This is a genomic window from Pseudoxanthomonas sp. SL93 (genome assembly GCF_026625825.1).
Taxonomy (GTDB): domain Bacteria; phylum Pseudomonadota; class Gammaproteobacteria; order Xanthomonadales; family Xanthomonadaceae; genus Pseudoxanthomonas_A.
In genome coordinates this window covers 639,241-662,018 of sequence record NZ_CP113065.1, presented here as the reverse complement: position 1 = coordinate 662,018, position 22,778 = coordinate 639,241, and the positions used below count along the sequence as shown (strand labels likewise).

Annotated in this window: 20 protein-coding genes and 1 pseudogene; 3 read left to right on the top strand and 18 right to left on the bottom strand. The window is 67.9% G+C overall.

The window, feature by feature from the left end; genetic code table 11:
- Positions 1-44: 44 nt before the first annotated feature.
- The 17 genes and pseudogenes from OVA13_RS03060 to smc form a co-directional block, all read right to left on the bottom strand.
- Positions 45-1,193 (bottom strand): GGDEF domain-containing protein, encoded by a 1,149-nt coding sequence (locus OVA13_RS03060; RefSeq protein WP_267792352.1) that lies wholly within the window; start codon positions 1,191-1,193, stop codon positions 45-47.
- A 207-nt stretch (positions 1,194-1,400) separates the two neighbouring features.
- Positions 1,401-2,459, bottom strand: coding sequence for an S-methyl-5-thioribose-1-phosphate isomerase (gene mtnA, locus OVA13_RS03055; RefSeq protein WP_267792351.1), 1,059 nt, complete (start codon positions 2,457-2,459; stop codon positions 1,401-1,403).
- Positions 2,460-2,508: 49 nt separating this feature from the next.
- Positions 2,509-3,252 (bottom strand): DUF3011 domain-containing protein, encoded by a 744-nt coding sequence (locus tag OVA13_RS03050; RefSeq protein ID WP_267792350.1) that lies wholly within the window; start codon positions 3,250-3,252, stop codon positions 2,509-2,511.
- 110 nt (positions 3,253-3,362) lie between these two features.
- Positions 3,363-4,334, bottom strand: coding sequence for an EF-P lysine aminoacylase EpmA (gene epmA / locus OVA13_RS03045; protein ID WP_267792349.1), 972 nt, complete (start codon positions 4,332-4,334; stop codon positions 3,363-3,365).
- A gap of 148 nt (positions 4,335-4,482) precedes the next feature.
- A complete protein-coding gene (gene ligA, locus OVA13_RS03040; RefSeq protein WP_267792348.1) occupies positions 4,483-6,825 on the bottom strand; it encodes an NAD-dependent DNA ligase LigA in 2,343 nt (780 codons plus the stop codon).
- Between the two features lie 476 nt (positions 6,826-7,301).
- Positions 7,302-7,844, bottom strand: coding sequence for a hypothetical protein (locus tag OVA13_RS03035; protein ID WP_267792347.1), 543 nt, complete (start codon positions 7,842-7,844; stop codon positions 7,302-7,304).
- 23 nt (positions 7,845-7,867) lie between these two features.
- Positions 7,868-8,227: a GFA family protein gene (locus OVA13_RS03030; RefSeq protein WP_267792346.1), complete on the bottom strand. Its 360-nt coding sequence runs from the start codon at positions 8,225-8,227 to the stop codon at positions 7,868-7,870.
- A complete protein-coding gene (locus OVA13_RS03025; protein WP_267792345.1) occupies positions 8,224-8,577 on the bottom strand; it encodes a low molecular weight protein tyrosine phosphatase family protein in 354 nt (117 codons plus the stop codon). Before OVA13_RS03025 ends, OVA13_RS03030 begins: the two co-directional genes overlap by 4 nt.
- Positions 8,578-8,585: 8 nt before the next feature.
- Positions 8,586-9,002 (bottom strand): GFA family protein, encoded by a 417-nt coding sequence (locus OVA13_RS03020; RefSeq protein WP_267792344.1) that lies wholly within the window; start codon positions 9,000-9,002, stop codon positions 8,586-8,588.
- Positions 9,003-9,030: 28 nt separating this feature from the next.
- Positions 9,031-9,777 (bottom strand): annotated as a pseudogene (locus OVA13_RS03015) (NAD(P)-binding domain-containing protein); the annotation flags it as partial.
- 13 nt (positions 9,778-9,790) lie between these two features.
- Positions 9,791-10,255: an SRPBCC family protein gene (locus OVA13_RS03010; protein WP_267792343.1), complete on the bottom strand. Its 465-nt coding sequence runs from the start codon at positions 10,253-10,255 to the stop codon at positions 9,791-9,793.
- 2 nt (positions 10,256-10,257) lie between these two features.
- Positions 10,258-10,572, bottom strand: a complete 315-nt coding sequence (locus OVA13_RS03005) for an ArsR/SmtB family transcription factor (protein ID WP_267792342.1) — start codon at positions 10,570-10,572, stop codon at positions 10,258-10,260.
- A 141-nt stretch (positions 10,573-10,713) separates the two neighbouring features.
- Positions 10,714-11,100, bottom strand: a complete 387-nt coding sequence (locus OVA13_RS03000; RefSeq protein ID WP_267792341.1) for a type II toxin-antitoxin system PemK/MazF family toxin — start codon at positions 11,098-11,100, stop codon at positions 10,714-10,716.
- A gap of 36 nt (positions 11,101-11,136) precedes the next feature.
- Positions 11,137-11,484 (bottom strand): DUF2200 domain-containing protein, encoded by a 348-nt coding sequence (locus tag OVA13_RS02995; RefSeq protein ID WP_267792340.1) that lies wholly within the window; start codon positions 11,482-11,484, stop codon positions 11,137-11,139.
- Positions 11,485-11,660: 176 nt separating this feature from the next.
- On the bottom strand, positions 11,661-12,104 hold the full coding sequence (locus OVA13_RS02990; protein WP_267792339.1) for an SHOCT domain-containing protein: 444 nt from the start codon (positions 12,102-12,104) through the stop codon (positions 11,661-11,663).
- A 38-nt stretch (positions 12,105-12,142) separates the two neighbouring features.
- Positions 12,143-12,877, bottom strand: coding sequence for a cell division protein ZipA (gene zipA / locus OVA13_RS02985; RefSeq protein WP_267792338.1), 735 nt, complete (start codon positions 12,875-12,877; stop codon positions 12,143-12,145).
- A gap of 64 nt (positions 12,878-12,941) precedes the next feature.
- Positions 12,942-16,445, bottom strand: coding sequence for a chromosome segregation protein SMC (gene smc / locus OVA13_RS02980; protein ID WP_267792337.1), 3,504 nt, complete (start codon positions 16,443-16,445; stop codon positions 12,942-12,944).
- A gap of 286 nt (positions 16,446-16,731) precedes the next feature.
- On the opposite strand from smc, the gene OVA13_RS02975 reads away from it, so the two are divergent.
- Positions 16,732-17,934, top strand: a complete 1,203-nt coding sequence (locus tag OVA13_RS02975; protein WP_267792336.1) for an amino acid aminotransferase — start codon at positions 16,732-16,734, stop codon at positions 17,932-17,934.
- A 69-nt stretch (positions 17,935-18,003) separates the two neighbouring features.
- Here OVA13_RS02975 and ugpC read toward each other — a convergent pair whose 3' ends face one another.
- Positions 18,004-19,089, bottom strand: coding sequence for an ABC transporter ATP-binding protein (gene ugpC, locus OVA13_RS02970; RefSeq protein ID WP_267792335.1), 1,086 nt, complete (start codon positions 19,087-19,089; stop codon positions 18,004-18,006).
- Between the two features lie 427 nt (positions 19,090-19,516).
- Here ugpC and glk point away from each other — a divergent pair, with 427 nt between their 5' ends.
- Positions 19,517-20,512, top strand: a complete 996-nt coding sequence (glk, locus tag OVA13_RS02965; RefSeq protein WP_267792334.1) for a glucokinase — start codon at positions 19,517-19,519, stop codon at positions 20,510-20,512.
- Between the two features lie 242 nt (positions 20,513-20,754).
- Positions 20,755-22,665: a phosphogluconate dehydratase gene (gene edd / locus OVA13_RS02960; protein ID WP_267792333.1), complete on the top strand. Its 1,911-nt coding sequence runs from the start codon at positions 20,755-20,757 to the stop codon at positions 22,663-22,665.
- Positions 22,666-22,778 lie beyond the last annotated feature (113 nt).

Sequence of the window (22,778 nt, the reverse complement as noted above, 5' to 3'; positions counted from 1 at the left end):
CATGCTAACGCAGGAAAATCCCGAAAGGAATCGCGATTACTTGTTCAGGTATTCAGCGCGGGGGCGACCACGGTACGGTCACGCCCGGCATGCTTTGCCGCGTACAGGGCCATGTCCGCACGGCGCATCTGTTCACGCAGGCTCTCGCCCGCCCGGTGGTGCGCCACGCCTGCGCACAGGGTGGCCTGCAGGCCAGCGGAGGCCTTGGCGAATTCCGCCCGGACCCGTTCAGCAAACTGTACGGCTGCCGCCGCGCTTCTGCCGTTCAGCAGCACCGCGAACTCCTCGCCGCCGATGCGCGCGGCACAGCCTTCGTCCGCCACGCGCGCCTTCAGGATGCCGCCCAGCCGCTGCAGCACCGCGTCGCCACCTTCGTGGCCCAGGCGGTCGTTGATGACCTTGAAGTGGTCGATGTCGAAGAACACCACCGCCGGCGGCGACAGGTCGGCCTGCGCGGAGGCATGCGCGTGGGCGGCACGGTCGTTCCAGCCGCTCCGGTTCAACAGGCCTGTCAGCTCGTCGGTATAGGCCTGCAGCATCAGGCGGCGGCGCATGCGCCACGCCGACACCGCGAAGTCCGTGCGGAAGCCGGCCAGCACCGTGCCGAAGCCGATCGTGGTCAGCGTGTAGAGCCAGTACAGCGCACTGCCGGTACCGGGCGCGCCGTGCACCACGATGCGCGCGTAGGCCATCGACACGATCAGCACCGCCAGCGCCAGCAACGACGCCGGGCGCACCATCAGCGCCATCAAGGCCAGCGGCAGCAGCTGGAACAGGCCGGCACGCAGCGCCAGCTGCCCCACCGAGCCGGGCAGCGGCATGCTCATGAACACGCCGATCAGCAGCGTGGCCAGCATGGTCAGCGCCAGGCGCTGACGCCAGTCGGTCAGGCGCGTCACGCCCAGCGCACAGCCACCCACGCCGAGGGCGGCCAGCTGCACCAGCCACCAGGGATAGCCGATCGACGGGGTGACCCCGGCCAGTTCGAACAGGCCGGTCAGCGACAGCAGCACCGCACCGCACAGCAGCACACCGCTGACGATGGGCCGCGTGGCGCGGATTTGCGCCAGCATCAGGTCGTGCTTTTCCGCCGGGGTCAGGTCGCGCGTCGACCGGCGCGACACCGCCCAGCCCAGCCGCTGGGCCAGGCTGTGGAAGGTGGGTGCTCCGGACGTGGCAACGCGGGCGCTCATGCGCGGTTCCTGGGCGACATGGCCGGTGCGATGCAAGCGCCATGCCATGCACCGGAATGAAGCATCGCCGTCACGATACGGTCAGCGTTGCGTGCATGCGGGCGCGCAACGGGCGAGCGCAGGCTGCACTCGGCACGGCCCGAGGGCGGCCATCGGTGACGCAGGGCGGCATATTGCAGCGTGCCGCGCGTACCCGGCGACCGGGCATCAACCGCCAAAGGCGTCCCGCATGCGCGCCTCGTCGGGGCGCTCGATCACGCCCTTCTCAGTGACGATGGCATCGATCAGCGCCGCGGGGGTGACGTCGAAGACGGGGTTCCAGGCCGGCACGCCCTCCGCCACGTTGCGCGCGCCGCCCACGCCGTACAGCTCGGCCGGGTCGCGTTCCTCGATGTGGATGGCATCGCCGTTGGGCGTGGCCATGTCCACGGTAGACGACGGCGCCACCACCATGAAGCCCACCCCATGGTGGCGCGCGGCGATCGCCAGCTGGTAGGTACCGATCTTGTTGGCGGTGTCGCCGTTGGCGCAGATGCGGTCCGCGCCCACGATGACCCACTGCACCGCACCGGTCTTCATCAGGTGCGATGCCGCCGAGTCGGCGATCAGGGTTGCCGGGATGCCATCCTGCAGCAGTTCCCATGCGGTCAGGCGCGCGCCCTGCTGCCAAGGCCGCGTTTCGCCGGCGTAGACGCGGTCGATGCGGCCCTGCGCCACGCCGGCGCGGATCACGCCCAGCGCGGTCCCGAACCCCGCCGTGGCCAGCGAACCCGTATTGCAGTGGGTCAGCACCCCGCTGCCATCCGGAATCAGCGCCGCACCCAGCGCACCCATGTGGCGGTTGGCGGCCAGGTCTTCCTCGGCGATGGCCAGTGCTTCCAGTTCCAGCACGCCACGCCAGTCGGTGCCGGCCGTCTTCAATGCCGCGCGCATGCGCGCCAGCGCCCAGGCCAGGTTCACCGCGGTGGGGCGCGCATCGTTGAGGCGCTGCAGCGCGGGTTCCAGTTTCTCCAGCGCCTCGGCCGGGGTGGCGGCCAGCACGTCGCGCGAGGCCAGCACCACGCCCCACGCCGCCGCGATGCCAATGGCCGGTGCGCCGCGCACGGCCAGGTCATGGATGGCCGCGGCCACCTCGTCGCTGGTCGTGCAGCTGAGATACTCGACCACGAACGGCAGCTTGCGCTGGTCCAGGAGTTCCAGCGCATTGCCGGTCCAGCGGATCGGACGGATGTGGTCGTAGCGGGCGTAGTCGATGGCGTCGTTCATGCCGCCATTGTACCGGCCCGCCGTGAGCGCACCGTTCCAGCCCCGGAACTCACCAGCTGCGGAACTCCGCGCGGCAGCCCTGCGTCACCCACACCCCGCGGCGATCGCTGCCCCACGTGCGGCCCTCGACGCAGGGCGAGCGGGAAAGCTGGCGCACCAGCTGCACGCTGCGCTGGCCGCCGGTCTGGCAGAAGCGCTCGCGACCGTCATCGGATTCGCAGCGGAACACCTGGCCCTGGCTGCCCTGCCAGCCACCGCCGCCCCAGTTGCCGTTGCCGCGTCCGTTCACCGCGAACTCCGCACGGCACCCACGCGACACCCAGATGGCATCGCGCTCGCGGCCCCAGCTGTAGCCTTCGCTGCAGCGCGCCTTCGAAAGCTGGCGCACCAGCTGCACCTGGCTGCGCGAGGACACCGCGCAGCGGCGCGTGCGGCCGTCGTCGGATTCGCAGCGCAGCGTCTGGCCAGTGCCATAGCCGCCGCCATATCCGCCACCGTAGCCACCGCCGCGCGTGCGGAATTCCGCCCGGCAACCCTCGTCCACCCAGATGCCGCCACGGTCATAGCCCCAGGTGCGGCCTTCCACGCAGCGCGAGCTGGACAACTGGCGCGTCAGCTGCACGCCGCCGCGCGTGTCGATGGCGCACTGGCGGTAGCGGCCATCGTTGGATTCGCAGCGCACCACGTCGCCGCCGTAGCCGTTGTTGCCGTACTGCGGCGCGGCCTGCGCCGACGACAGCCCCACGGCCGACAATCCACCCAGCATCAGCGAAAACATCACCTGGCGGCTCATCTCGATTCCTTCGTTGGTTGTGTTGATGACGAATCTACGACGGCATCATGAACATGAACCCAAGAAACCGTTTGCACGAATCCGCGCGCGCGATTCCGTTGTGCCTGCTTTCAGGCTCGACCGAAATCGAACGCCAGCACGTCCGCGATCCGTGGCGTGTCCCGCATCGCCATCAGCAGGCGGTCCACCCCCAGCGCCACGCCCGAGCACGCCGGCATCCCGTGCGCCAAGGCGTCCAGCAGCGCGGCGTCGATGGGCGGCGCGATGTCGCCCCGTGCCTGCCGCACGACCACATCGCGTTCGAACCGCACCCGCTGCTCCACCGCATCGGTGAGCTCGTGATAACCGTTGGCCAGCTCCAGCGCACCGAGGTACAGCTCGAACCGCTCCGCCACCGGCACGCCGTCGCGCTCCACCACGCGCGCCAGTGCCGACTGCGTGACCGGATAGTCGTGCACAACCAGGATCTCGTCCCGGCCGAAGCCCGGTTGCAGCACGTGCGTCATCAGCAGGTCCAGCCAGTCGTCGCGGGTCAGGCCTTCGCCGTCGATGGCGATGCCGGCCGCCGCGTTGCGGACTACGTCCAGCTCGGCCGTCATCGGATCGAAGCCCAGGCGCTGCGCGTAAAGGTCGCGGAAACTCAGACGCGTAACCGTCGCCTCCCGCCCGATCAACGCCAGCGCCGCCTGCACCAGCGCTACCGTTTCATCGATCAGCGGCGCCAGCGTCCAGCCCACGCGGTACCACTCCAGCATGGTGAACTCGGGGTTGTGCCGGCCGCCGGCCTCGCGATCGCGGAACACCCGCCCCAGTTCGTAGCAGTCGCCGACGCCCGCGGCCAGCAGGCGTTTCAACGGGAACTCCGGTGAGGTGCGCAACCAACGCCTGCGCGGCGCGCCGTCGGTGCGACCGGAGAACTCCAGCGAGAACGACGCGATGTTCGGGTCGGTGTTGCCGGCGCGCGACATGATCGGCGTCTCGACTTCCAGCACGTCGCGCGCATGGAAGAATTCGCGAACCAGCCGGTTGAGCGAGGCGCGCAGGCGCAGGGCGTCCATCGAGGCGGAGGGTTGCCAGGTCATCGCATGCACCTTGTAGGAGCGACGTAAGTCGCGACCGGAAGACCTCGCCTCCCGTGCAGCGTCCTCACCGCGCTTCTGTTGAAGGTCCATGGCACTGTCGGCGTGCGGTCGCGACTTACGTCGCTCCTACAGGGGAGCGGGCGCCTCCTCACGCATGCTTCTCCAGGAACGCTAGCAGCTGGGCTTCGTCCCAGATCTCGATGCCCAGTTCCTGCGCCTTGGCCAGCTTGGACCCGGCGGCCTCGCCGGCCACCACCAGGTGCGTCTTCTTCGACACGCTGCCGGCGATCTTGGCGCCGAGGGCTTCCAGCTTCTCGCCGGCTTCGTCGCGGCTCATCGCCGCCAGTCCGCCGGTGAGCACCACGGTCTTGCCATCCAGCGGACCGGCGGAGAGGGCGACGTCTTCCGGCGTGACCTTCAGCAGTTCGTCCAGCGCCGCGCCACTGCGCGTCAGCAGCTGTGCGTTGGCCTCGTCCTCCAGCCATGCGGCGAAGGCATTGGCCGAATCGCTGGGCAGGCCGGTAGTGACGAAGTTGTGCACCGGCGCATCCAGCAGCGCCTGTGCCGACGGGAACGCCGAAGCCAGCTGCTCGGCGCGCACGCGGGTGACCTTGGGAATTTCCAGATCCACCAGCAGCGTGGCCAGGTCCAGGCCGGCGCGCAGCTTGCCCGAGGGCGGATGGGTGTCGCCGATCACCACGCCGCGCGCCAGCAGGTCGTCGATGGCCTGCTGGTTGCCCGGCTGATCGAGGAAATGGCCCAGCGAACGCGCCACCTCGCCGCCGATGTCCGGCACCTGCTTGAACAGCGGCCACGGCAGGCGGCGGATCAGCTGCAGGTCGCCGAACCACTGCGCCAGCGCCTTGGCCGTGCTCTCGCCCACGTGCTGGATGCCCAGCGCGAACAGGAAACGCTCCAGCGTGGTCTGGCGGCTGCGGTCGATGGCCTCGATGAGGTTCTCCGCCCACTTCGTCGCCACCTTGCCGGCTTTGACGGTCTCAGGCGTGGTGCCGTCGCGCTCGTCCGCGCGCCGCTTCATCTCCAGCAGGTCGTCCACCGTCAGCGTGTACAGGTCGGCGATGCGCTGCACGATACCGAGGTCGCTCAGGTCTTCGACGAACCGCTCGCCCAGGCCTTCGATGTCCATCGCGCGGCGCGAGGCGAAATGGATGATCGTCTCCTTGCGCTGCGCCGGGCAGGTCAGCTCACCGCTGCAGCGCCACACCGCCGCGCCTTCCTCGCGCACGATCTCGGAGCCGCAGACCGGGCACGCCGTCGGCATCTGCCACGGCTGCGTGCCGGCGGGGCGGCGTTCCAGCACCACGCCCACCACTTCGGGGATGACATCGCCGGCGCGGCGGATGATCACGGTGTCGCCGTTGCGCACGTCCAGGCGTGCCACCTGGTCGGCGTTGTGCAGCGTGGCGCGCGTCACCGTCACGCCGCCCACGTGCACCGGCTGCATCAGCGCCCACGGCGTCACCGCGCCGGTGCGGCCCACGTTGACCTCGATGGAATCCAGCACGGTCATCTGTTCCTGCGCCGGGAACTTGTGCGCGATGGCCCAGCGCGGCGCACGCGAGACGAACCCCATCGTGCGCTGCCCTTCCCCGTCGTCCAGCTTGTAGACCACGCCGTCGATGTCGAACGGCAAGGCGCCGCGGCGTTCGCCGATGCGGCGGTAATAGTCCAGCAGGCCGTCCACGCCTTCCACGGTCTCGCTGAGGCTGCTGACCGGGAAACCCCACGCGCGCAGCTGCTTCAGCGTGGCCGAATGCGAATCCGGCAGTTCGCCGCCTTCCACCAGGCCGGTACCGTAGGCGAAGAACGCCAGTGGCCGCTGCGCCGTGATGCGCGGGTCCAGCTGGCGCAGCGAACCGGCGGCGCCGTTGCGGGGATTGGCCAGCACCTTGCCGCCGTGCAGGCGGGCGTGCTCGTTGTACTTCTCGAAATCCGCGCGCGGCATGTACACCTCGCCCCGGACTTCCAGCACGTCCGGCCAGCCCTTCCCCCGCAGCCTGAGGGGGATGGCCTTGACCGTGCGCAGGTTGAGGGTGACGTCCTCGCCGGTGGCGCCGTCGCCGCGCGTGGCGCCCTGCACGAACGCACCGCCTTCGTAGCGCAGGCTGATGGCCAGCCCGTCCAGCTTGGGCTCGGCGGAGAACAGCAGCGTGGGCCGCTTCAGCTTGTCGGCGATGCGGCGGACGAAGTCCTCCACCTCTTCGTCGCTGAAGGCGTTGCCCAGCGACAGCATGGGGAGGGCGTGGCGCACCTCGGCGAACTTGCCGGCCGGGGCGTTGCCCACGCGCTGGGTGGGCGAATCGGCGGTGACCAGCTCGGGGTGGGCGGTTTCCAGCGTATCCAGTTCGCGCAGCAGGCGGTCGTACTCGGCGTCCGGGATATTGGGCTCGTCGAGGACGTGGTAGCGGTGGTTGGCGTCCTCCAGCTGGCGGCGGAGGTCGGCGATACGGGCGGCAGGCGTCGGCGTCATGGGGGAATTCTAAAGCCCCGCGCCGTGAGGGAAGGCGCAACGCCGGCGGGTGGGGGACGGTCCCTGCCCTCCGTCGCGTGGCGTTGCCGGGTCCGCTGGCGGCCGATCGCCCTCGGAGCTCCATCGATGGAGCTCGGAATCCCAACCGCAAGGCTCACCTGCTCCATCGATGGCCCTCTGAGTGCCATCGATGGCTCTCAAAGCCCGATCGATAGGGCTCAGGAAGCCATCGATGGCATTCGGAATGTGATCGATGGGGCTGACGTGCTCCATCGATCGAGCTCGGAATGTGATCGATGGAGCTCCGAAAGCCGTCGATGGAGCTCAGGAAGCCATCGACGGGGCTCGCGTGCTCGATCGATGGGATTCCGAGCCCGGCCGATGGGGCTCCGAGCTCCATTGATGGAGCTCCGAGTGCCATCTCCCGATGGCAAGTGTGAGAGACACGGCCCGTGGAACGCCCGATGCGGGTCAGATCAGGCGTGGAACAGATACAGCACGTCCTCGTCCAGGTCGCGCAGGACCTCGGGCAGCGCTGCGGTCACTTTGACGCGGCGGCGTTCGCGGAGGGTCACGTCTTCGTCCAGCGGACCGCGGTACTGGTGGAGCAGCAGGCCGAGTTCACGCACATGGCCGGACTGCAGCATGTTCTTGATGTAGGCCACCCACGTCGCCATCGCCTCGTCGACGCGTCGCGCCTCCGCCCCGGCATCCGCGTCCGCGTGCGCCCGCTTCTGGCCCAGCGCGCGCGCCACCTTGGCCAGACTCCAGCCCTTGAGCGCCAGTCGGCGCGCCTTCTCGTCCCAGTCGGTCGTCTGCGAAGAACGTCCACGACCCAGCGGCCCACCGCAATCGCATTCGCCGAGCGTCGTCAGGAAATAGGCCTCGCCGGCCACCAGCTGCCCCTGCACCGACGGGCTTGCCAGCGGACGGAGCTGCCTGCCATGCGCACGCGCAAGCGCATCCAGCGCGGCAATCGGCGCACTGGCGGGCAGAACGGCGGTGACGAAGCGGCACATGGCCGCAGTCTAGCGGAGCGTGCTCACGGCATGCCCGCGCCCACCGTCATCCGCACCGGGATGCCGTCGGGATCGAAGTCGTCCAGGCAGTAGACGTTGATGCCGTAGTAGTCGGGGGTCACGCGCTTGCGGTGGAACGGATAGATTCCGCACACCTTGCAGAAGTAATGGTGGGCGGTGCGGGTGTGGAACTGGTAGTCGGTCAGCGCGTCTTCGCCGGCCAGCAGGCGGAAGGCGCTTTCGTGCACCTTCACCATCAAGGCGTTCTTCTTGCGGCAGATGGAACAGTCGCACCGGGTCAGTTCGGGGAAATCGGTGTCGATCTCGAAGCGCACGGCGCCGCAATGGCAGCGGCCGGTGTGGGTCTGCAGGGGGCGGTTCATTCGTCGCTCGCATGGGTGGGCAGGAACCGCGTCACCTTCTGCTTGAGCAACCGGATGAGCAAGGTATCCATGAATTCGTAGTCGTCGGGGATATCCAGGCAGATCACCCGCTTGCCGTTGAGGTGGCGACCGAACTTGGCGGACAGGCGCGTACGGTGCACCTTCTCCATCACGAAAACCAGGTCCGCCCAGGCCAGCAGTTCGGGCGAGACCGGGACTTCCGCATCGTTGCCCAATCCGGCGGACGCCGTCTCGATGCCCGGCCAGTCCGCAAACACCTGCTCCGCCGTCGGGCTGCGCAGGCGGTTCTGGGTGCAGATGAAGAGGACGTTGCGGGGCCTGGCATCCATGCGTTGCATCATGCCGTGGGCATCCGTTGGAACGTCTTCAACGACGGATCGACCGTGTCCCAGGCCAGCCCACGGGACGCGTAGGTGAGCGCGCCGGGCGTGAAGCGACCGGGATCATCCAGGCTGCCGGCCGCGACCGCGATCATGTCCGGCATCGCCTTGAAGAGCAGGTAGACCGGCGTTCCGCAGGCGGGACAGAAGGCATGCACCTTGGCGTTGCCGCTGTCGCCCGCGACCTGCCAGTGCGTGGCTTCCCCGGTGATGGCCATCGCTTCGCGTCCGGGAAAGGTCAGCCAGGCGCCATGGCCGGTGCCGCTGCGCCGCTGGCAGTCGCGGCATTGGCAGAGGTTCTGGAAGACGGGCGCATGCGGCGTGGTGTAGCGGATCGCGCCGCACGCACAGCCGCCGGTGTAGGACAGGGTCATGTGGACTCCGTGGTCGGATGGGTTCGTTTCATGCGTGGGCGCTGGCCGTCCGGTGCAGGCGCACGACGTCGTCGGTCGTGATCGCGTCCCCCAGCGCCATGAACGCCTTCACCATGTCCTCGCGCACGATCGGTGCCCGGGCGCGGTCGGCCGCGAGCAAGGCGGCCCGCAACCTGTCCGCCGTGAGGTCCGAGCAGTAGGCGCGGGTGATGGGTTGCTGCCGCCACGACTCGGCAAGCGGACCGGCATCGACGGCGTCGAAGCCGGTGTCCTCCACCAGCCGCATGACGAGCTGCCTGGCCGCGCGATCGTCGCCCGCCACGGGCAGCGCGATGCGTCCTTCGGTCCCTTTGGGCAGGCCGTTGTCCTGCAGACTGACGGCCAGGAGGCTGTTCCACGCCTTGATGACGGAATGGCCGATCTGGGAGGAGACCCACAGGCTCTCGACCTGACCTTCGTCAACGGCGGCGATGTGTCCGTCGCGGACCGGAAAGTAGTTGGAGGTGTCGGCCACCACCACGTCATCCGGCAAGGGGGCGATGCATTCCCTCAAGGCCGGCAGCCGGCCAAAGGGAATCGAAAGGATGACGACGTCCACCCCGCGCGCGACGTCGCGCAACGACACCGCCTGTGCACCGGTCGCTTCGGCCAGACGCGCCAGAGTTTCCGGCCCGCGTGAGTTGGCGATGCGGACGGCGTGGCCTGCCTTGGCAAGCCTTCGCGCCAGGGTGGAGCCGATGTTGCCAGCACCGATGATGCCGATATCCATGGGCTCGCCCCGCTCCGACTCACGCGGCCTTCGGCTTGGCGAAGACGTCCATGCCCTGCCCGGTTTCCAGCAGGGACTTCAGGCTGGACAGCACGATGGGCCAGCCCTTCTGGATGCCGTTGGCCATGCCGCTGCCGGCCTCGAGCTCGTCATGCGTCACGGTCAGCCGCACCATGTCCTCGTACGGCACGATGTCGAACGTCACGCGGCTGTAGGCGCCGGGATCGTCGGCCTGCGACGCGTTCGCCCAGGTGATGACCAGGCGCGTCGGCGGCACGCTCTCGACCACCTTGCCGACCAGTTCCACCGTGTGCGGCTCGCTGGCACGCACGTGCTGCCAGGCCGAGCCGGGCTGCCAGTCGGAGACGTTCTCGTGGCCCCAGTAACGCCGTGCGATGCCGGGCTGGGTGATGGCCTCGAACACCTTTTCCGCGGTCGAGCGGATGTAGGTCACGTAGACGAAGCAGGTCTTTTCGTTGCTCATGCTCATTCTCCTTCGAGTTCCTTCTTCAGGTCGTGCAGCAGGCTGAGGCGCTGGCGTTCGAATTTCCGCACCCAGCGTTCGTAGACGTCGTGCAGCGGCACGGGATTGATGAAATGCAGCTTTTCCCGGCCGCGCCAGACCGTGCTCACCAGGTTGGCGGCCTCGAGCAGGCCGAGGTGCTGGGTCACCGATTGCCGCGCCATGTCCAGCTGCTCGCAGAGTTGCCCGAGCGTTTGCCCGTTCTTGTCGCACAGCAGGTCGAGCAGCCTCCGCCGTGTCGGATCGCCCAGTGCCTTGAAAACCTTGTCGATGTCCATCCGCTACCTTCGTGTACGGCGGGATAATATGCAGGTGAATACCTGCATGTCAAGCGATGGCTGGCAAGTGGCGGGGTTTGCCGCCGCCGCTGGTCGGAATGCCATGCGGAGCGCGCGCAGTGCGGCGCGCGGATGTCGCGCTCAGCGGAGGAAAGAGGCCTGCAGGAAGCGGAGCGCCGCAATCACCTGATCCACCCGCTGGTCGCTCAGGCGCCCGATGTGGTCCTGCAGGCGGTGCTTGTAGAGCGACGATATCTGCGACGCGATCACCACGCTCTGCCGTGCCAGCCCGCCCTCGCCCGCATCCAGCAGCACCACGCCGGGTTCCGACACGCGATTGAGGTTGGAGCTGAGTGCGCAGACCACGACGGTCGAGATGCGCGACTGGTTGAAGACATCGTCCTGCACGACGACATGCGGGTGCGGCACGCCGGGAATCGAGCCACGGGATTCATCGGCCGCCACCCAGAAGATGTCGCCGCGATGGATGGGGCGTGTTGCGACGGGCACGTCGGGTTCTCTGTCCATGCGGGCATGGTAAAGCCGCCACATCCCAACACGATGTCAGCGCAGGATCTTTTCCATCGCCTTCCCCTTCGCCAGCTCATCCACCAGCTTGTCGAGGTAGCGGATCTTCTGCATCAACGGATCGTCCACGTCCTCGACGCGGACGCCGCAGACGATGCCCTTGATCAAAGCCGCATGGGGATGAAGCCGGGGCGCTTCGGCGAAGAAGGTCTGGAAGTCGGTCCTGGCGCTGATCTGTCGATCAAGCCCCGCCTGGTCGTAGCCGGTCAACCAGCGGATGACCTCATCGACGTCCGCCTTGGTGCGTCCCTTGCGCTCGGCCTTCTGCACGTAAAGCGGATAGACGCTGGCGAAGGGGGTGGTGAAGATGCGGCGGGCAGACACCGTCATTCCTCCAAAAGCACGCGCTGAAGTGATCTAAGGTAGCCGTAGGATGGGTGAAGCGAAACGATACCCATCACCCTCGCCTATGACGCGTGAATATCGTCAAGCCCTCATTAAGTAAATCTGAAAGACAGCAGCAGATGCTGTATTTGGATTCGCTCATTCCAACCTATCTGCTATTGCTGCTCCAACAACTTGCGCTTCTGATCGTCGTACTCTGCTTGAGTAATGGCTCCAGAGTCGAGCAATGCCTTCAACTTGGGAAGCTCTGTGTAAATGTCACGCTTGGAACTGGTGGATTCTTTTTCAGGAATTTCACAACGGAACTGGATGGTTCCGGTTGCCCCCTGCGCACCACGTTTCAGCACGCCGCTGCTGTGCACTTCGCCAGGCACTGCTTCAGAGCCATCTGCACCCAGCAAGTAAGCTTCGTTCCCAGTTTGGCCCTTGCAGAACTCGTGGGCCTGTCTCGTCAACTTCGCAACGATCTTCTCAGGGCTCCCGAAGACCGTGAAATTCTGATCCGTCAACATGTACCTTCCCTGCCCAAGAGACGTCGGCTCCTTGGCATAAGAGGGATAAGAGACAAACAACAAGCCGACCAGGAAGAATCTACGCATCAAGTTGTCTTTGCTCGCCAAACTATGCCAACTCGCCCTCACCACCGCGGCGCCTTCGTCAGCGGCGGCGCTTCATGCTGGCGGTCGTAGGCGCGCAGTTCTTCGCGGATGTGCTGGATGCGCTGGCGGCCGAGGGTGTTGCGGCTGTCGTCGAGGACCACACCACCGAGCAGTTCGGCCATGCGCTCGACGTTGGGCACCAGCTTCTCCCAGGCTTCCAGCGCGGTCATCGGCGCCGGCAGGGTCAGGAAGAAGGCGATGGCCGGGGTTTCCAGCGTGCGGATGTTGGCCATGTCGAAGCTGCCCGGCTGCATGATGTTGGCCATGCTGAAGACCGGGCCGCGCTCGGGGTGGCCTTCCACCAGGCGGTGGAACACATTCATGTGGCCGAAGGTCAGGCCCGTCTTTTCTGCCGCGACCACGATGTCCTCGCCGCGCAGCATGTGCCCGGCCTTGGCCGCCACGTACAGCGAGACGATCTTGTCGAAATCCTGGTTGGGACGCTTGCCCAGGTCGCTGTCGGCATTGGCGACTGGCGTGCCGCCGGCCAGGCCGAGTTCCGGCTGGCGGACGTTGTCGTCGCTGTAGTCCTGCACCTGCTCGGCGCCATCGTCGCCCGGCAGGCTGGGCTCGACGCGTGCATTGTCGCGCTCACTGGGTTCAAGCCGCCGGCCCTGGCTGGGCTTCTTGGGGCGGCCGAAGAAGAAGATCGCGATCACCAGCAGGGCGCCGGCGATGATGATCCCGAAACGAAGCATGGCCATGTCGGACACTAGTGTTTTCTCCGGCAGTGGGAATGGATCACGCTCACCTGGAGCACGCTCATATGAAGCACGCTCACGCAGCCCCGGCGAGGCGCGCGGCCTCTTCCAGGTCGACCGACACCAGTCGGCTGACACCGGGCTCGCGCATGGTAACGCCACTGAGCTGGTGTGCGGCTTCCATGGTCGCCTTGTTGTGGCTGACGAACAGGAACTGCACCTTCTCGCTCATCTCCTTCACCATGTTGGTGAAGCGGCCCACGTTGGCTTCGTCGAGCGGTGCATCGACTTCGTCCAGCAGGCAGAACGGCGCGGGGTTGAGCTGGAAGATGGCGAAGACCAGCGCGACCGCGGTCATCGCCTTCTCGCCGCCGGACAGCAGCGAGATGTTGGACACGCGCTTGCCGGGCGGGCGCGCCATGATGGCCACGCCGGTATCCAGCAGGTCTTCGCCGGTCAGTTCCAGGTAGGCATGGCCGCCGCCGAACAGGCGCGGGTACAACTGCTGCACGCCGGCGTTGACGCGGTCGAAGGTGTCCTTGAAGCGGCCACGGGTCTCGCGGTCGATCTTGCGGATGGCGTCTTCCAGCGTTTCCAGCGCGGTGGTCAGGTCGATGTTCTGCGCTTCCAGGTACTCGGCGCGCTGGCTGGCTTCGCCGTACTCGTGGATGGCCGCCAGGTTGACCGGCTCCAGGCGGCGCATGCGGCCGTCGATCTGGGTGACGGCCTGCTCCCATTCGCGGATGTCGGCCACCTCGGGCAGCGTGTTGATGACGTCCTGCAGCACGAAGCCGCCGGCGACGACGGCTTCGGACAGCTGTTCGGCCTTCAGCGCCAGCGCCTGCTGGTCGAGCTTGCGCTGCGAGATGCGTTCGCGCTGGGCCAGGGCCTGCTCGTCGCGCTGGTGGCGGGTCTGCTCATACTGGCGCAGGTCGTTGTCGATGGCGTCGAGCGCGGCGCGCGCCTCGGTCAGCAGGCGGTCGGCGGTGACGCGGTGCTCCAGTGCGGCCTGCCGCTGGGCTTCCAGTTCCTGCACCGGCGAATCGCCTTCGTTCAACTGCAGGGTCAGTTCTTCCAGTCGCGAATCCAGCTGGCCGCGCTGACCGCCCATGCGGTCAAGCGCCTGGCTCAGCGAGACGATCTGGGCGCGCTGTGATTCCAGGGTCAGCGCCAGCGCATGCGCGGCGTCGCGCGACGCGCGGGCCGCTTCGCGGGCCTGGTCGCGCGCTTCGACCAACTGGCGGCGCTCGGCTTCCAGCGCCTGCCGGGTCGCTTCCAGGTCGCCCATGCGGGTCACCGCGTCTTCCAGCTTCATGCGCGCTTCGCGGGCCTGCTCGCGGCTGGCATCGAGGGTCTCGACCAGCTGCGCGATTTCACCGTCGATGCGTTCGATGCGGGTGCGGGTGGAATCCACCCGCCCCTGCTGGCTCTGCAGCTGGCCGGCGAGTTCGGACACGCTGCGGTGGGCCATGTAGAGCGCGCGCTGCGCGTCCTCCCGCTGCTGCTCGGCGGCCAGCAACTGGTCGCGCAGCGTGGCGAGGCGGTGTTCCAGCTCGGCTTCGCGCGCCTGCAGGGTTTCGATCTCGCCACGCAGCGTCTGGATGTCGCGCTCGCGCAGCAGGGCGCCCTGCTTGGCCGCACCGGAGCGCAGCACGCGCACCCAGCCGGCGCCCAAGCGTTCGCCGTGGCGGGTGATGACGGAGTCGCCTTCGCCCAGCTGCGACTGCAGGCGGCGGGCCTCGGCGAGGTCTTCGGCCACGTGCAGGCGGGCCAGCAGGCGGCGGATCGCGGCCGGGCCCTGCACCTTCGCGGCCAGCGACGTCGGCGCGAAGCTGACGTCGCCGCGGTCGTCCGACACCAGCGCGATGCGGCCATCGCCCAGTTCGCCCAGTGCGTCGACCAGGGCTTCGGGGGCATCGACCAGCACGCCTTCGATCAGCTGGCCGAGGGCGCCTTCCACGGCGTTTTCCCAGCCCGGCTCGACGGTGAGCTTCTCGCCGACGCGCGCCGCATTGTCCAGCCCGCGCGCCTTCAGCCAGGTCATTGCGGCACCCTGCTCCTGGCCCAGCGCGGCATGCTGCAGCGTTTCCAGCGACGACAGCCGGCCGCGGGCTTCCTGCGTGCGCTTGCGCACGTCGGACAGCTCGGTCTGGGTGGCGCGCTGCTGCTCCTGCACGTCGGCGGCGCCCTGCTTGCGTGCCTCGACCTGCTCGGTAAGGGTTTCCAGCGATTCCTTCTGGGTGTCGTGCTGCACCTGCAGCTGTTCGAACGCAGCGGCCAGGGCGTCCAGGTCCAGCCCGGCGCGCTCGCTGGCGAGGGCTTCGCGGCGGCGCTCGGCTTCGAAGCCCTGGCGGTCCAGGTAGTCCACGCGGGTGCGCTCGACATCGCCGGCGCGCGAGGCCTCGGCGGATTCGCGGCTGTGGGTTTCCCAGCGCTGCTGCCAGTCGGACAGGCGGGTCTCGGCTTCGCGCAGGGCGTCCTGGCGGAACACGTCGTCTTCGCGCAGCTGTTCAAGCTGCGGCTCGGCGTCGGCCACGGACTCGCGCAGCACGTTCAGGCGGGTCTCGTCGCCGCTGATGTGCTGGCCGAGTTCCTGCAACGCGTTGTGGGCTTCGTCGCGGGCCTTCTTCAGGCGGTCGCCCAGCTCGCGCTGGTGCTGGATCTGCTGTTCGATGCGGGCCAGCGTGCTGCCGACCTGGTAGACCTCGCCCTGTGCCTTGTTGAGCGCCTCGACGCTCTCCTCCCGCTTCAGGCGGTCGGTCTCGATGTGGCGTTCGGCTTCGCGCTGCTCGGCAATGAGCTGCTGCAGGCGGGTCTCTTCCTGCGACAGGCCTTCGCGCAGGCCCTGCAGCCTGCCATCCAGGCCGCGGAACTCCAGCGCCTTCCATTCGGCGTCCTTCACCCGGCGCTCTTCCTGCAGGGCCTGGTACTGCTCGGCCTGCTTGGCCTGGCGCTTGAGGTGTTCCAGCTGCTTGCCGATCTCCTCGCGCAGGTCGCCCAAGCGGTCGAGGTTCTCGCGGGTGTGGCGGATGCGGGTCTCGGTTTCCTTGCGGCGCTCCTTGTACTTGGAGATGCCGGCGGCCTCTTCCAGGTAGATACGCAGGTCTTCCGGGCGCGCCTCGATGATCTGGCTGATCATGCCCTGCTCGATGATCGAGTAGCTGCGCGGGCCCAGGCCGGTCCCGAGGAACAGGTCGGTGATGTCGCGGCGGCGGCACTTGGTGCCGTTGAGGTAGTAGCTGCTCTGGCCGTCGCGGCTGACCAGGCGCCGGACCGAGATCTCGTTGAAGGCGGCGAATTCACCGCTGATGGTGTGGTCGCTGTTGTCGAAGATCAGCTCCACCGAGGCCTGCGACACCGGCTTGCGCGCCGCCGAGCCGGAAAAGATCACGTCGGTCAGCGAATCGCCGCGCAGGCGGCTGGCCGAACTTTCGCCCATCACCCAGCGCACCGCGTCGATGATGTTGGACTTGCCGCAACCGTTGGGACCGACCACGCCGGTCATGTTGGTCGGCAGGTGCAGCACCGTGGGGTCGACGAAGGATTTGAAACCGGACAGCTTGATGGTGGAAAGGCGCATGCGGCGGTGTCTTCCGGGCACCGCGACCGGGCTGGGCCGGCGCGCTGCCGCAAGTGTTAAATGGGATGAGCTTGGAATGCCAAGCCATTGATCTGGATGACAATCCGGCACGGCCTTGGCCGCACCAACGAATGAGTATAGCCGCCCCTGCCGTGCTCTGCCCGGGCCTGCCGGACCCGCGGGCCAGCGCCGCGGCAGGGCCCGGGACGCAGCCACGACGTCGCCCGCGCCTGCTAGGATCGCAGGCCGCTTCACTCCCCCTCCTCCCTCATAACGGTCCACATCCGTGTCTCTTTTTGCATCCGTCGAACTCGTCCCGGGCGATCCGATCCTGGGGCTGACCGAGGCGTACAACGCCGATACCCGCCCCGGCAAGGTCAATCTGGGCGTAGGCATCTATTACGACGAACAGGGCCGCATTCCGCTGCTCGATACCGTCCGCGAGGTCGAGCAGGCGCTCGCCGCCGAGGCCAAGCCGCGCGGCTACGTGCCGATCGACGGCCTGCCGGCCTACAACCAGGCCACCCAGAAACTGGTGTTCGGCGCGGATTCGGCCATTCTGGCGGCCGGTCGCGTGGTCACCGCGCAGACCATCGGTGGCAGCGGCGCATTGCGCATCGGCGCGGATTTCCTGAAGCGCGCATTGCCCGACGCGAAGATCGCCATCAGCAACCCCAGCTGGGAAAACCACCGCATGGTCTTCGCCACGGCGGGATTCGACGTGGTGGACTACCGCTATTACGACGCTGCCACGCATGGCCTGGACTTCGCCGGCATGCTGGCCGACCTGGCGGCACTGGAGCCCGGCACCGTGGTCCTGCTGCATGCCTGCTGCCACAACCCGACCGGCGTCGACCTGACCACGGAACAGTGGACGCAGGTGGTCGACCTGGTGAAGGCGCGCAACCTGCTGCCCTTCATCGACATGGCCTACCAGGGCTTCGACCAGGGACCGGACGTGGACGCGCAGTCGATCCGCCTGTTCGCCGACTCGGGCCTGCCGGCCTTCGTGGTGGCCAACTCGTATTCGAAGTCGTTCTCGCTGTACGGCGAACGCGTCGGCGCGCTGTCGATCGTCTCGGCCGACCGCGACGAGTCCAAGCGCGTGCTGTCGCAGATCAAGCGCACCATCCGGTCCAACTACTCCAGCCCTTCCAACCACGGTGGCGCACTGGTGGCCGGCGTGCTGGGCAGCGATGAACTGCGTGGCCGCTGGGAACAGGAACTGGGCGGCATGCGCGAGCGCATCCACGGCCTGCGCGCGGCGCTGGTGGGCAAGCTGGCGGCGCTGGGCGCGCCGGAGTTCGGTTTCATCCAGCAGCAGGCGGGCATGTTCTCGTACTCGGGCCTGAGCAAGGCCCAGGTGGACCGGCTGCGCGAGGAGTACGCCATCTATGCCATCGGCACCGGCCGCATCTGCGTGGCCGCGCTGAACCAGCAGAACATCGACAAGGTGGCGGCAGCGGTCTACGCGGTCAGCCGCGGCTGACCTGGCTCGCCGGCCCATAAAAAAGGGAGGCCGCGAGGCCTCCCTTTTTCTTTGCGGGTTGCCGCGCCGTCAGCGCAGGCGTTGTCCGCTGACGGGATCGAAGAAGTGCAGCGCCGCGCCTTCCACCGTCACCCGCAGGGCCTGGCCCGGCTCGGGCAGGCGTTGTGGCGGCACCCGCGACACCAGCGACTGCGCGCCGTAGGCAAGATTGACGAAGACCTCGTTGCCGACCGGCTCGATCAGTTCCACCTGTGCCTCGAACGCGGGCTTGCCGATGCCGGCCGGCTGCAGGTGTTCCGGGCGCACGCCCATCACCACGCGCAGGCCCACCCAGGCATCGGCCACGCCGGCGGCCTGGCCCAACGGCACCGTGGTGCCGTCGTCGAGCACCAGCTGCAGGCCATCGGCCCGCTGCAGCGTGCCTTGCAGCACGTTCATCGCGGGGCTGCCCAGGAAGCCCGCCACGAACAGGTTGGCCGGCTTCTCGTACAGCGCCATCGGCGTGTCGATCTGCTGGATCTCGCCATCCTTCAGCACCACGATGCGCTGGCCCAGCGTCATCGCTTCCACCTGGTCGTGGGTGACGTAGACCATCGTGGCGCCCAGCTGGCGGTGCAGGCGGCCGATCTCGGTGCGCACCGAATGCCGCAGCTTGGCGTCCAGGTTGGACAGCGGTTCGTCCAGCAGGAACACCGACGGCTCGCGCACGATCGCGCGCCCCAGCGCCACGCGCTGGCGCTGCCCTCCGGACATCTCGCGCGGCAGCTTCTGCAGCATGTGCGACATGCCCAGCGTGTCAGCGGCGGCATTCACGCGCCGCTCGATCTCGGCCTTCGGGTGGCCGCGCAGCTTCAGGCCGAACGCAAGGTTCTCGGCCACCGTCATGTGCGGATACAGCGCGTAGCTCTGGAAGACCATCGCGATGTCGCGGTCCTTCGGCTGCACATCGTTGACGCGCTTGCCGCCGATCAGCAGGTTGCCTTCGGAAATGTCTTCCAGCCCGGCGATCATGCGCAGCAGCGTGGACTTGCCGCAGCCCGAAGGCCCCACCAGCACCATCAGCTCGCCATCGGCGATCTCGAAACTGGCCCCGTGCACGGCCACCTGGCCGTTGTCGTACACCTTGCGCACGCGGTCGAGTTGAACACTTGCCATGGTTTCTCCGGTCGGGGCGTGCCCGTTGTGGTGGTCACTGCCGCCGGGCCCCTCCCGGTTGCAGGCGGGCCCTGGTCAGGCACCGCTGTTGCTGCGCCGCCCGTTCCGTGGCCGGGGCAGTTGCGCTATTCTGCCATGTAACCGTTTTCACAACGCAAGCCGGCGCGTGTCGGCGCACGCCTTCCCTCGCCATGTCCCTGCCGCCGACACTGCTGACGCCGTTCCTCCATGCAACGCCCCATGCCCGAAATGCGCATACGTATACGCATGGCGCATATGCCGGCGACGCGGCACGCAGGCGGTCAAACCGCGCGCTATCATGCGCCGCCCACATGACGTGGCCCACGACCGGCAACAGAGGACCAGCCAGGCGAATGCAGCGGATCACTTTCGGAAGCCCCGACGCCTCGAACAGGAAGTTTTCCGCATGAGCAGCGCCGATCGCGTGCTCCTCGCCGACATCGGCGGCACCAATGCGCGCTTCGCGCTGGCCGACACGCATGCCGCGGCGCCCTTGCTTGACGACAGCGTGCGCGAGTTCGCCGTCGCCGACTTTCCCTCGCTGGCCGATGCCGCCCAGCATTACCTGGATGAAACCGGCGCCAGTGCGCAGAACGGCATCTTTGCCGTTGCCGGCCGCGTGGATGGCGACGAAGCCCGCATCACCAACCACCCGTGGGTGATTTCGGTGGCGCGCACCCGCCAGGCACTCGGCTTCGATGGCCTGCGCCTGGTCAATGACTTCGCCGCCCAGGCGATGGCGGTATCGTTGCTGACACCCAAGGATGTGGTGGCCATCGGCGGCGCGCAGTGGTCGCCGGCACCGCTGTCGGTCCCGCGCACGTACGCAGTGATCGGCCCGGGCACCGGGCTGGGCGTGGCCGCGCTGGTCATCCGCGACGGGCGTGCCTATCCGCTGGAGACCGAAGGCGGCCATGTCAGCTTTCCGCCGGGTACGCCCGAGGAAATCCGCATCCTGGAAATCCTGTCCTCGCAGTTCGGCCGCGTTTCCAACGAGCGCCTGATCTGCGGCCCGGGCCTGGTCAACCTGTATCGCGCGCTCAGCGAGATCGCCGGGGAAGATCCCGGCGGCCCGCTGGAACCCAAGGATGTCACCGCACGCGCGGCCGCAGGCGATCCGCGCTGCGTGCGCACGCTGGACGTCTTCTGCGCGGTCTTCGGTGCGATTGCCGGTGACCTGGTGCTGACCACCGGCGCGTGGGATGGCGTGTTCCTGACCGGCGGCCTGGTACCCAAGCTGCTGGGTTCGCTGCAGCATTCCGGCTTCCGCCAGCGGTTCGAACACAAGGGGCGTTTCTCGCCCGCGATGGCGCGCGTGCCGACGCTGGCCAACATGCATCCCCGCCCCGGCCTGCTGGGCGCGGCCGCGTACGCGGTGGAGTTCTTCGGTCCGGCCAGGTAGACGGACCCTGCGGGATGGCGCGCGGCCGCTGCAATGCAGCACGCCTGTCCCGCGCCAGAGACTGGTCTTGCTTTGGTGACTTTCGCGCATGGCGCAAAGCAAGTACAAAGCAGCATGCCTTCGCCGTCGTCCCGCGCCGCCCCGTTCCGCCTGTCGGAATCCATCGCGGCGGCCCCGCTTGCGGCTTTCTTCCGCCATGACATGCAGAATGCACGCTACTTCTGCAGCCCAGCCCTACGCCCATGAGCCTGCATCCGCGCATCCAAGAAGTCACCGAACGCATCCGCCAGCGCAGCGCACCGCTGCGCCGCGCCTATCTTGAAGGCATCGATGCGGCGCATCGCGACGGTCCCCAGCGCTCGCGCCTGAGCTGCGGCAACCTGGCGCATGCGTTCGCCGCCTGCGGGCCCACCGACAAGGGACGGCTGCGCGCGGACGTGACGCCCAACCTGGGCATCATCAATGCGTACAACGACATGCTGTCGGCGCACCAGCCGTTCGAGTTCTACCCCGACATCATCCGCCAGGTCGCCCGCAATCTGGGCGCGACGGCGCAGGTGGCCGGTGGCGTGCCGGCGATGTGCGATGGCGTCACCCAGGGCCGTCCGGGCATGGAGCTGTCGCTGTTCTCGCGCGACGTGATCGCGCAGGCCACGGCGATCTCGCTGAGCCACGACATGTTCGACGCGGTGCTGTACCTGGGCGTGTGCGACAAGATCGTGCCCGGGCTGCTGATCGGCGCGCTGGCGTTCGGCCACCTGCCGGCCGTGTTCGTGCCCGCGGGTCCTATGACGCCCGGCATCCCCAACAAGAAGAAGGCGGAAGTCCGCGAGCGCTACGCCGCCGGCGAAGCCACGCGCGAAGAACTGCTGGAAGCCGAAGCCGCCAGTTACCACGCGCCCGGTACCTGCACGTTCTACGGCACCGCCAATTCCAACCAGGTGCTGCTGGAAGCGATGGGCCTGCAACTGCCGGGCACCTCGTTCGTGAATCCCGACCAGCCGCTGCGCGAGGTGCTGACCCGCGCCGCCGCCGAACGCGCGCTGCGCATCACCGCCCTGGGCAATGATTACCGTCCCATCGGGCAGCTGATCGACGAGCGCGCCATCGTCAATGCCATGGTGGCGCTGATGGCCACCGGCGGTTCCACCAACCACACCATCCACTGGATCGCCGTCGCGCGCTCCGCCGGCGTGGTGCTGACGTGGGACGACATGGACCTGATCTCGCAGACCGTGCCGCTGCTGGCGCGCGTCTATCCGAATGGCGAAGCCGACGTGAACCGCTTCGCCGCCGCCGGCGGCACGCAACTGGTCTTCCGCGAACTGCTGGATGCGGGCCTGATGCATGACCTGCCGACGATCGTGCCGGGCGGCATGCGTGCCTACGGCGACGAGCCACGCCTGCAGGATGGCCAGCTGGCCTACGCACCCGGCGTGGCGCAGAGCGCGGACGAAGACGTCGTGCGCCCGGTGTCGCGCGCGTTCGAACCGCAGGGCGGGCTTCGCCTGCTGCGCGGCAACCTGGGCCGCTCGCTGATCAAGACCTCGGCGGTGAAGCCCGAGTACCGTTTCATCGAAGCCCCCGCGGTCGTCGTCGATGACCCGCGTGCGCTCAACAAGCTGCACGCCGCCGGCGCCCTGCCGCAGGATTTCATCGCGGTGGTGCGTTACCAGGGCCCGCGCGCGAACGGCATGCCGGAGCTGCATTCGCTGGCGCCGCTGCTGGGCCTGCTGCAGAACCAGGGCCGGCGCGTGGCGCTGGTGACCGATGGCCGCCTGTCCGGCGCTTCGGGCAAGATTCCCGCGGCCATCCACTTGACCCCGGAAGCTGCCCGCGGCGGACCCATCGGCAAGCTTCGCGAAGGCGACATCGTGCGCCTGGATGCGGAAGCCGGCACGCTGGAGGCTCTGGTCGATGCGGCCGAATGGGAGCGCCGCGAGCTGGCCCCCAACACCACGCCGGCAGCGCTGGACATCGGCCGCAACCTGTTCGCGGTAAGCCGCGACGTGGTGACGCCGGCCGACCAGGGTGGCCTGTCGATATCCTGTGGCCTGCCGCACCACGACGGCACCTGGGAATACGACGCCGAATACGAGCTTGGCGATGCCGCGCATGCCGCGGAAGCGCCGCATGAAGCCAAGGATGCGTGACGTCGAAGCAGGCTCTTCTTCTGGACATCATTTCTGTATGAGCGACGCAAGTCGCGAAGCTTCCACCTGACGTCGATCGCGACTCACGTCGCTCCCACAATACGAATCGCGAC

What these genes read in the sequence shown, in the direction of transcription:
- glk (WP_267792334.1), top strand. Translation starts at nt 19,517, where the DNA reads ATGAGCAGCGCCGATCGCGTGCTCCTCGCCGACATCGGCGGCACCAAT.
- OVA13_RS03035 (WP_267792347.1), bottom strand. Translation starts at nt 7,844, where the DNA reads ATGTGCCGCTTCGTCACCGCCGTTCTGCCCGCCAGTGCGCCGATTGCC.
- OVA13_RS02990 (WP_267792339.1), bottom strand. Translation starts at nt 12,104, where the DNA reads ATGCGTAGATTCTTCCTGGTCGGCTTGTTGTTTGTCTCTTATCCCTCT.
- epmA (WP_267792349.1), bottom strand. Translation starts at nt 4,334, where the DNA reads ATGACCTGGCAACCCTCCGCCTCGATGGACGCCCTGCGCCTGCGCGCC.
- edd (WP_267792333.1), top strand. Translation starts at nt 20,755, where the DNA reads ATGAGCCTGCATCCGCGCATCCAAGAAGTCACCGAACGCATCCGCCAG.
- OVA13_RS03020 (WP_267792344.1), bottom strand. Translation starts at nt 9,002, where the DNA reads ATGACCCTGTCCTACACCGGCGGCTGTGCGTGCGGCGCGATCCGCTAC.
- OVA13_RS03030 (WP_267792346.1), bottom strand. Translation starts at nt 8,227, where the DNA reads ATGAACCGCCCCCTGCAGACCCACACCGGCCGCTGCCATTGCGGCGCC.
- OVA13_RS03060 (WP_267792352.1), bottom strand. Translation starts at nt 1,193, where the DNA reads ATGAGCGCCCGCGTTGCCACGTCCGGAGCACCCACCTTCCACAGCCTG.
- ligA (WP_267792348.1), bottom strand. Translation starts at nt 6,825, where the DNA reads ATGACGCCGACGCCTGCCGCCCGTATCGCCGACCTCCGCCGCCAGCTG.
- smc (WP_267792337.1), bottom strand. Translation starts at nt 16,445, where the DNA reads ATGCGCCTTTCCACCATCAAGCTGTCCGGTTTCAAATCCTTCGTCGAC.
- mtnA (WP_267792351.1), bottom strand. Translation starts at nt 2,459, where the DNA reads ATGAACGACGCCATCGACTACGCCCGCTACGACCACATCCGTCCGATC.
- OVA13_RS03050 (WP_267792350.1), bottom strand. Translation starts at nt 3,252, where the DNA reads ATGAGCCGCCAGGTGATGTTTTCGCTGATGCTGGGTGGATTGTCGGCC.
- OVA13_RS03010 (WP_267792343.1), bottom strand. Translation starts at nt 10,255, where the DNA reads ATGAGCAACGAAAAGACCTGCTTCGTCTACGTGACCTACATCCGCTCG.
- OVA13_RS03025 (WP_267792345.1), bottom strand. Translation starts at nt 8,577, where the DNA reads ATGGATGCCAGGCCCCGCAACGTCCTCTTCATCTGCACCCAGAACCGC.
- OVA13_RS03005 (WP_267792342.1), bottom strand. Translation starts at nt 10,572, where the DNA reads ATGGACATCGACAAGGTTTTCAAGGCACTGGGCGATCCGACACGGCGG.
- OVA13_RS03000 (WP_267792341.1), bottom strand. Translation starts at nt 11,100, where the DNA reads ATGGACAGAGAACCCGACGTGCCCGTCGCAACACGCCCCATCCATCGC.
- ugpC (WP_267792335.1), bottom strand. Translation starts at nt 19,089, where the DNA reads ATGGCAAGTGTTCAACTCGACCGCGTGCGCAAGGTGTACGACAACGGC.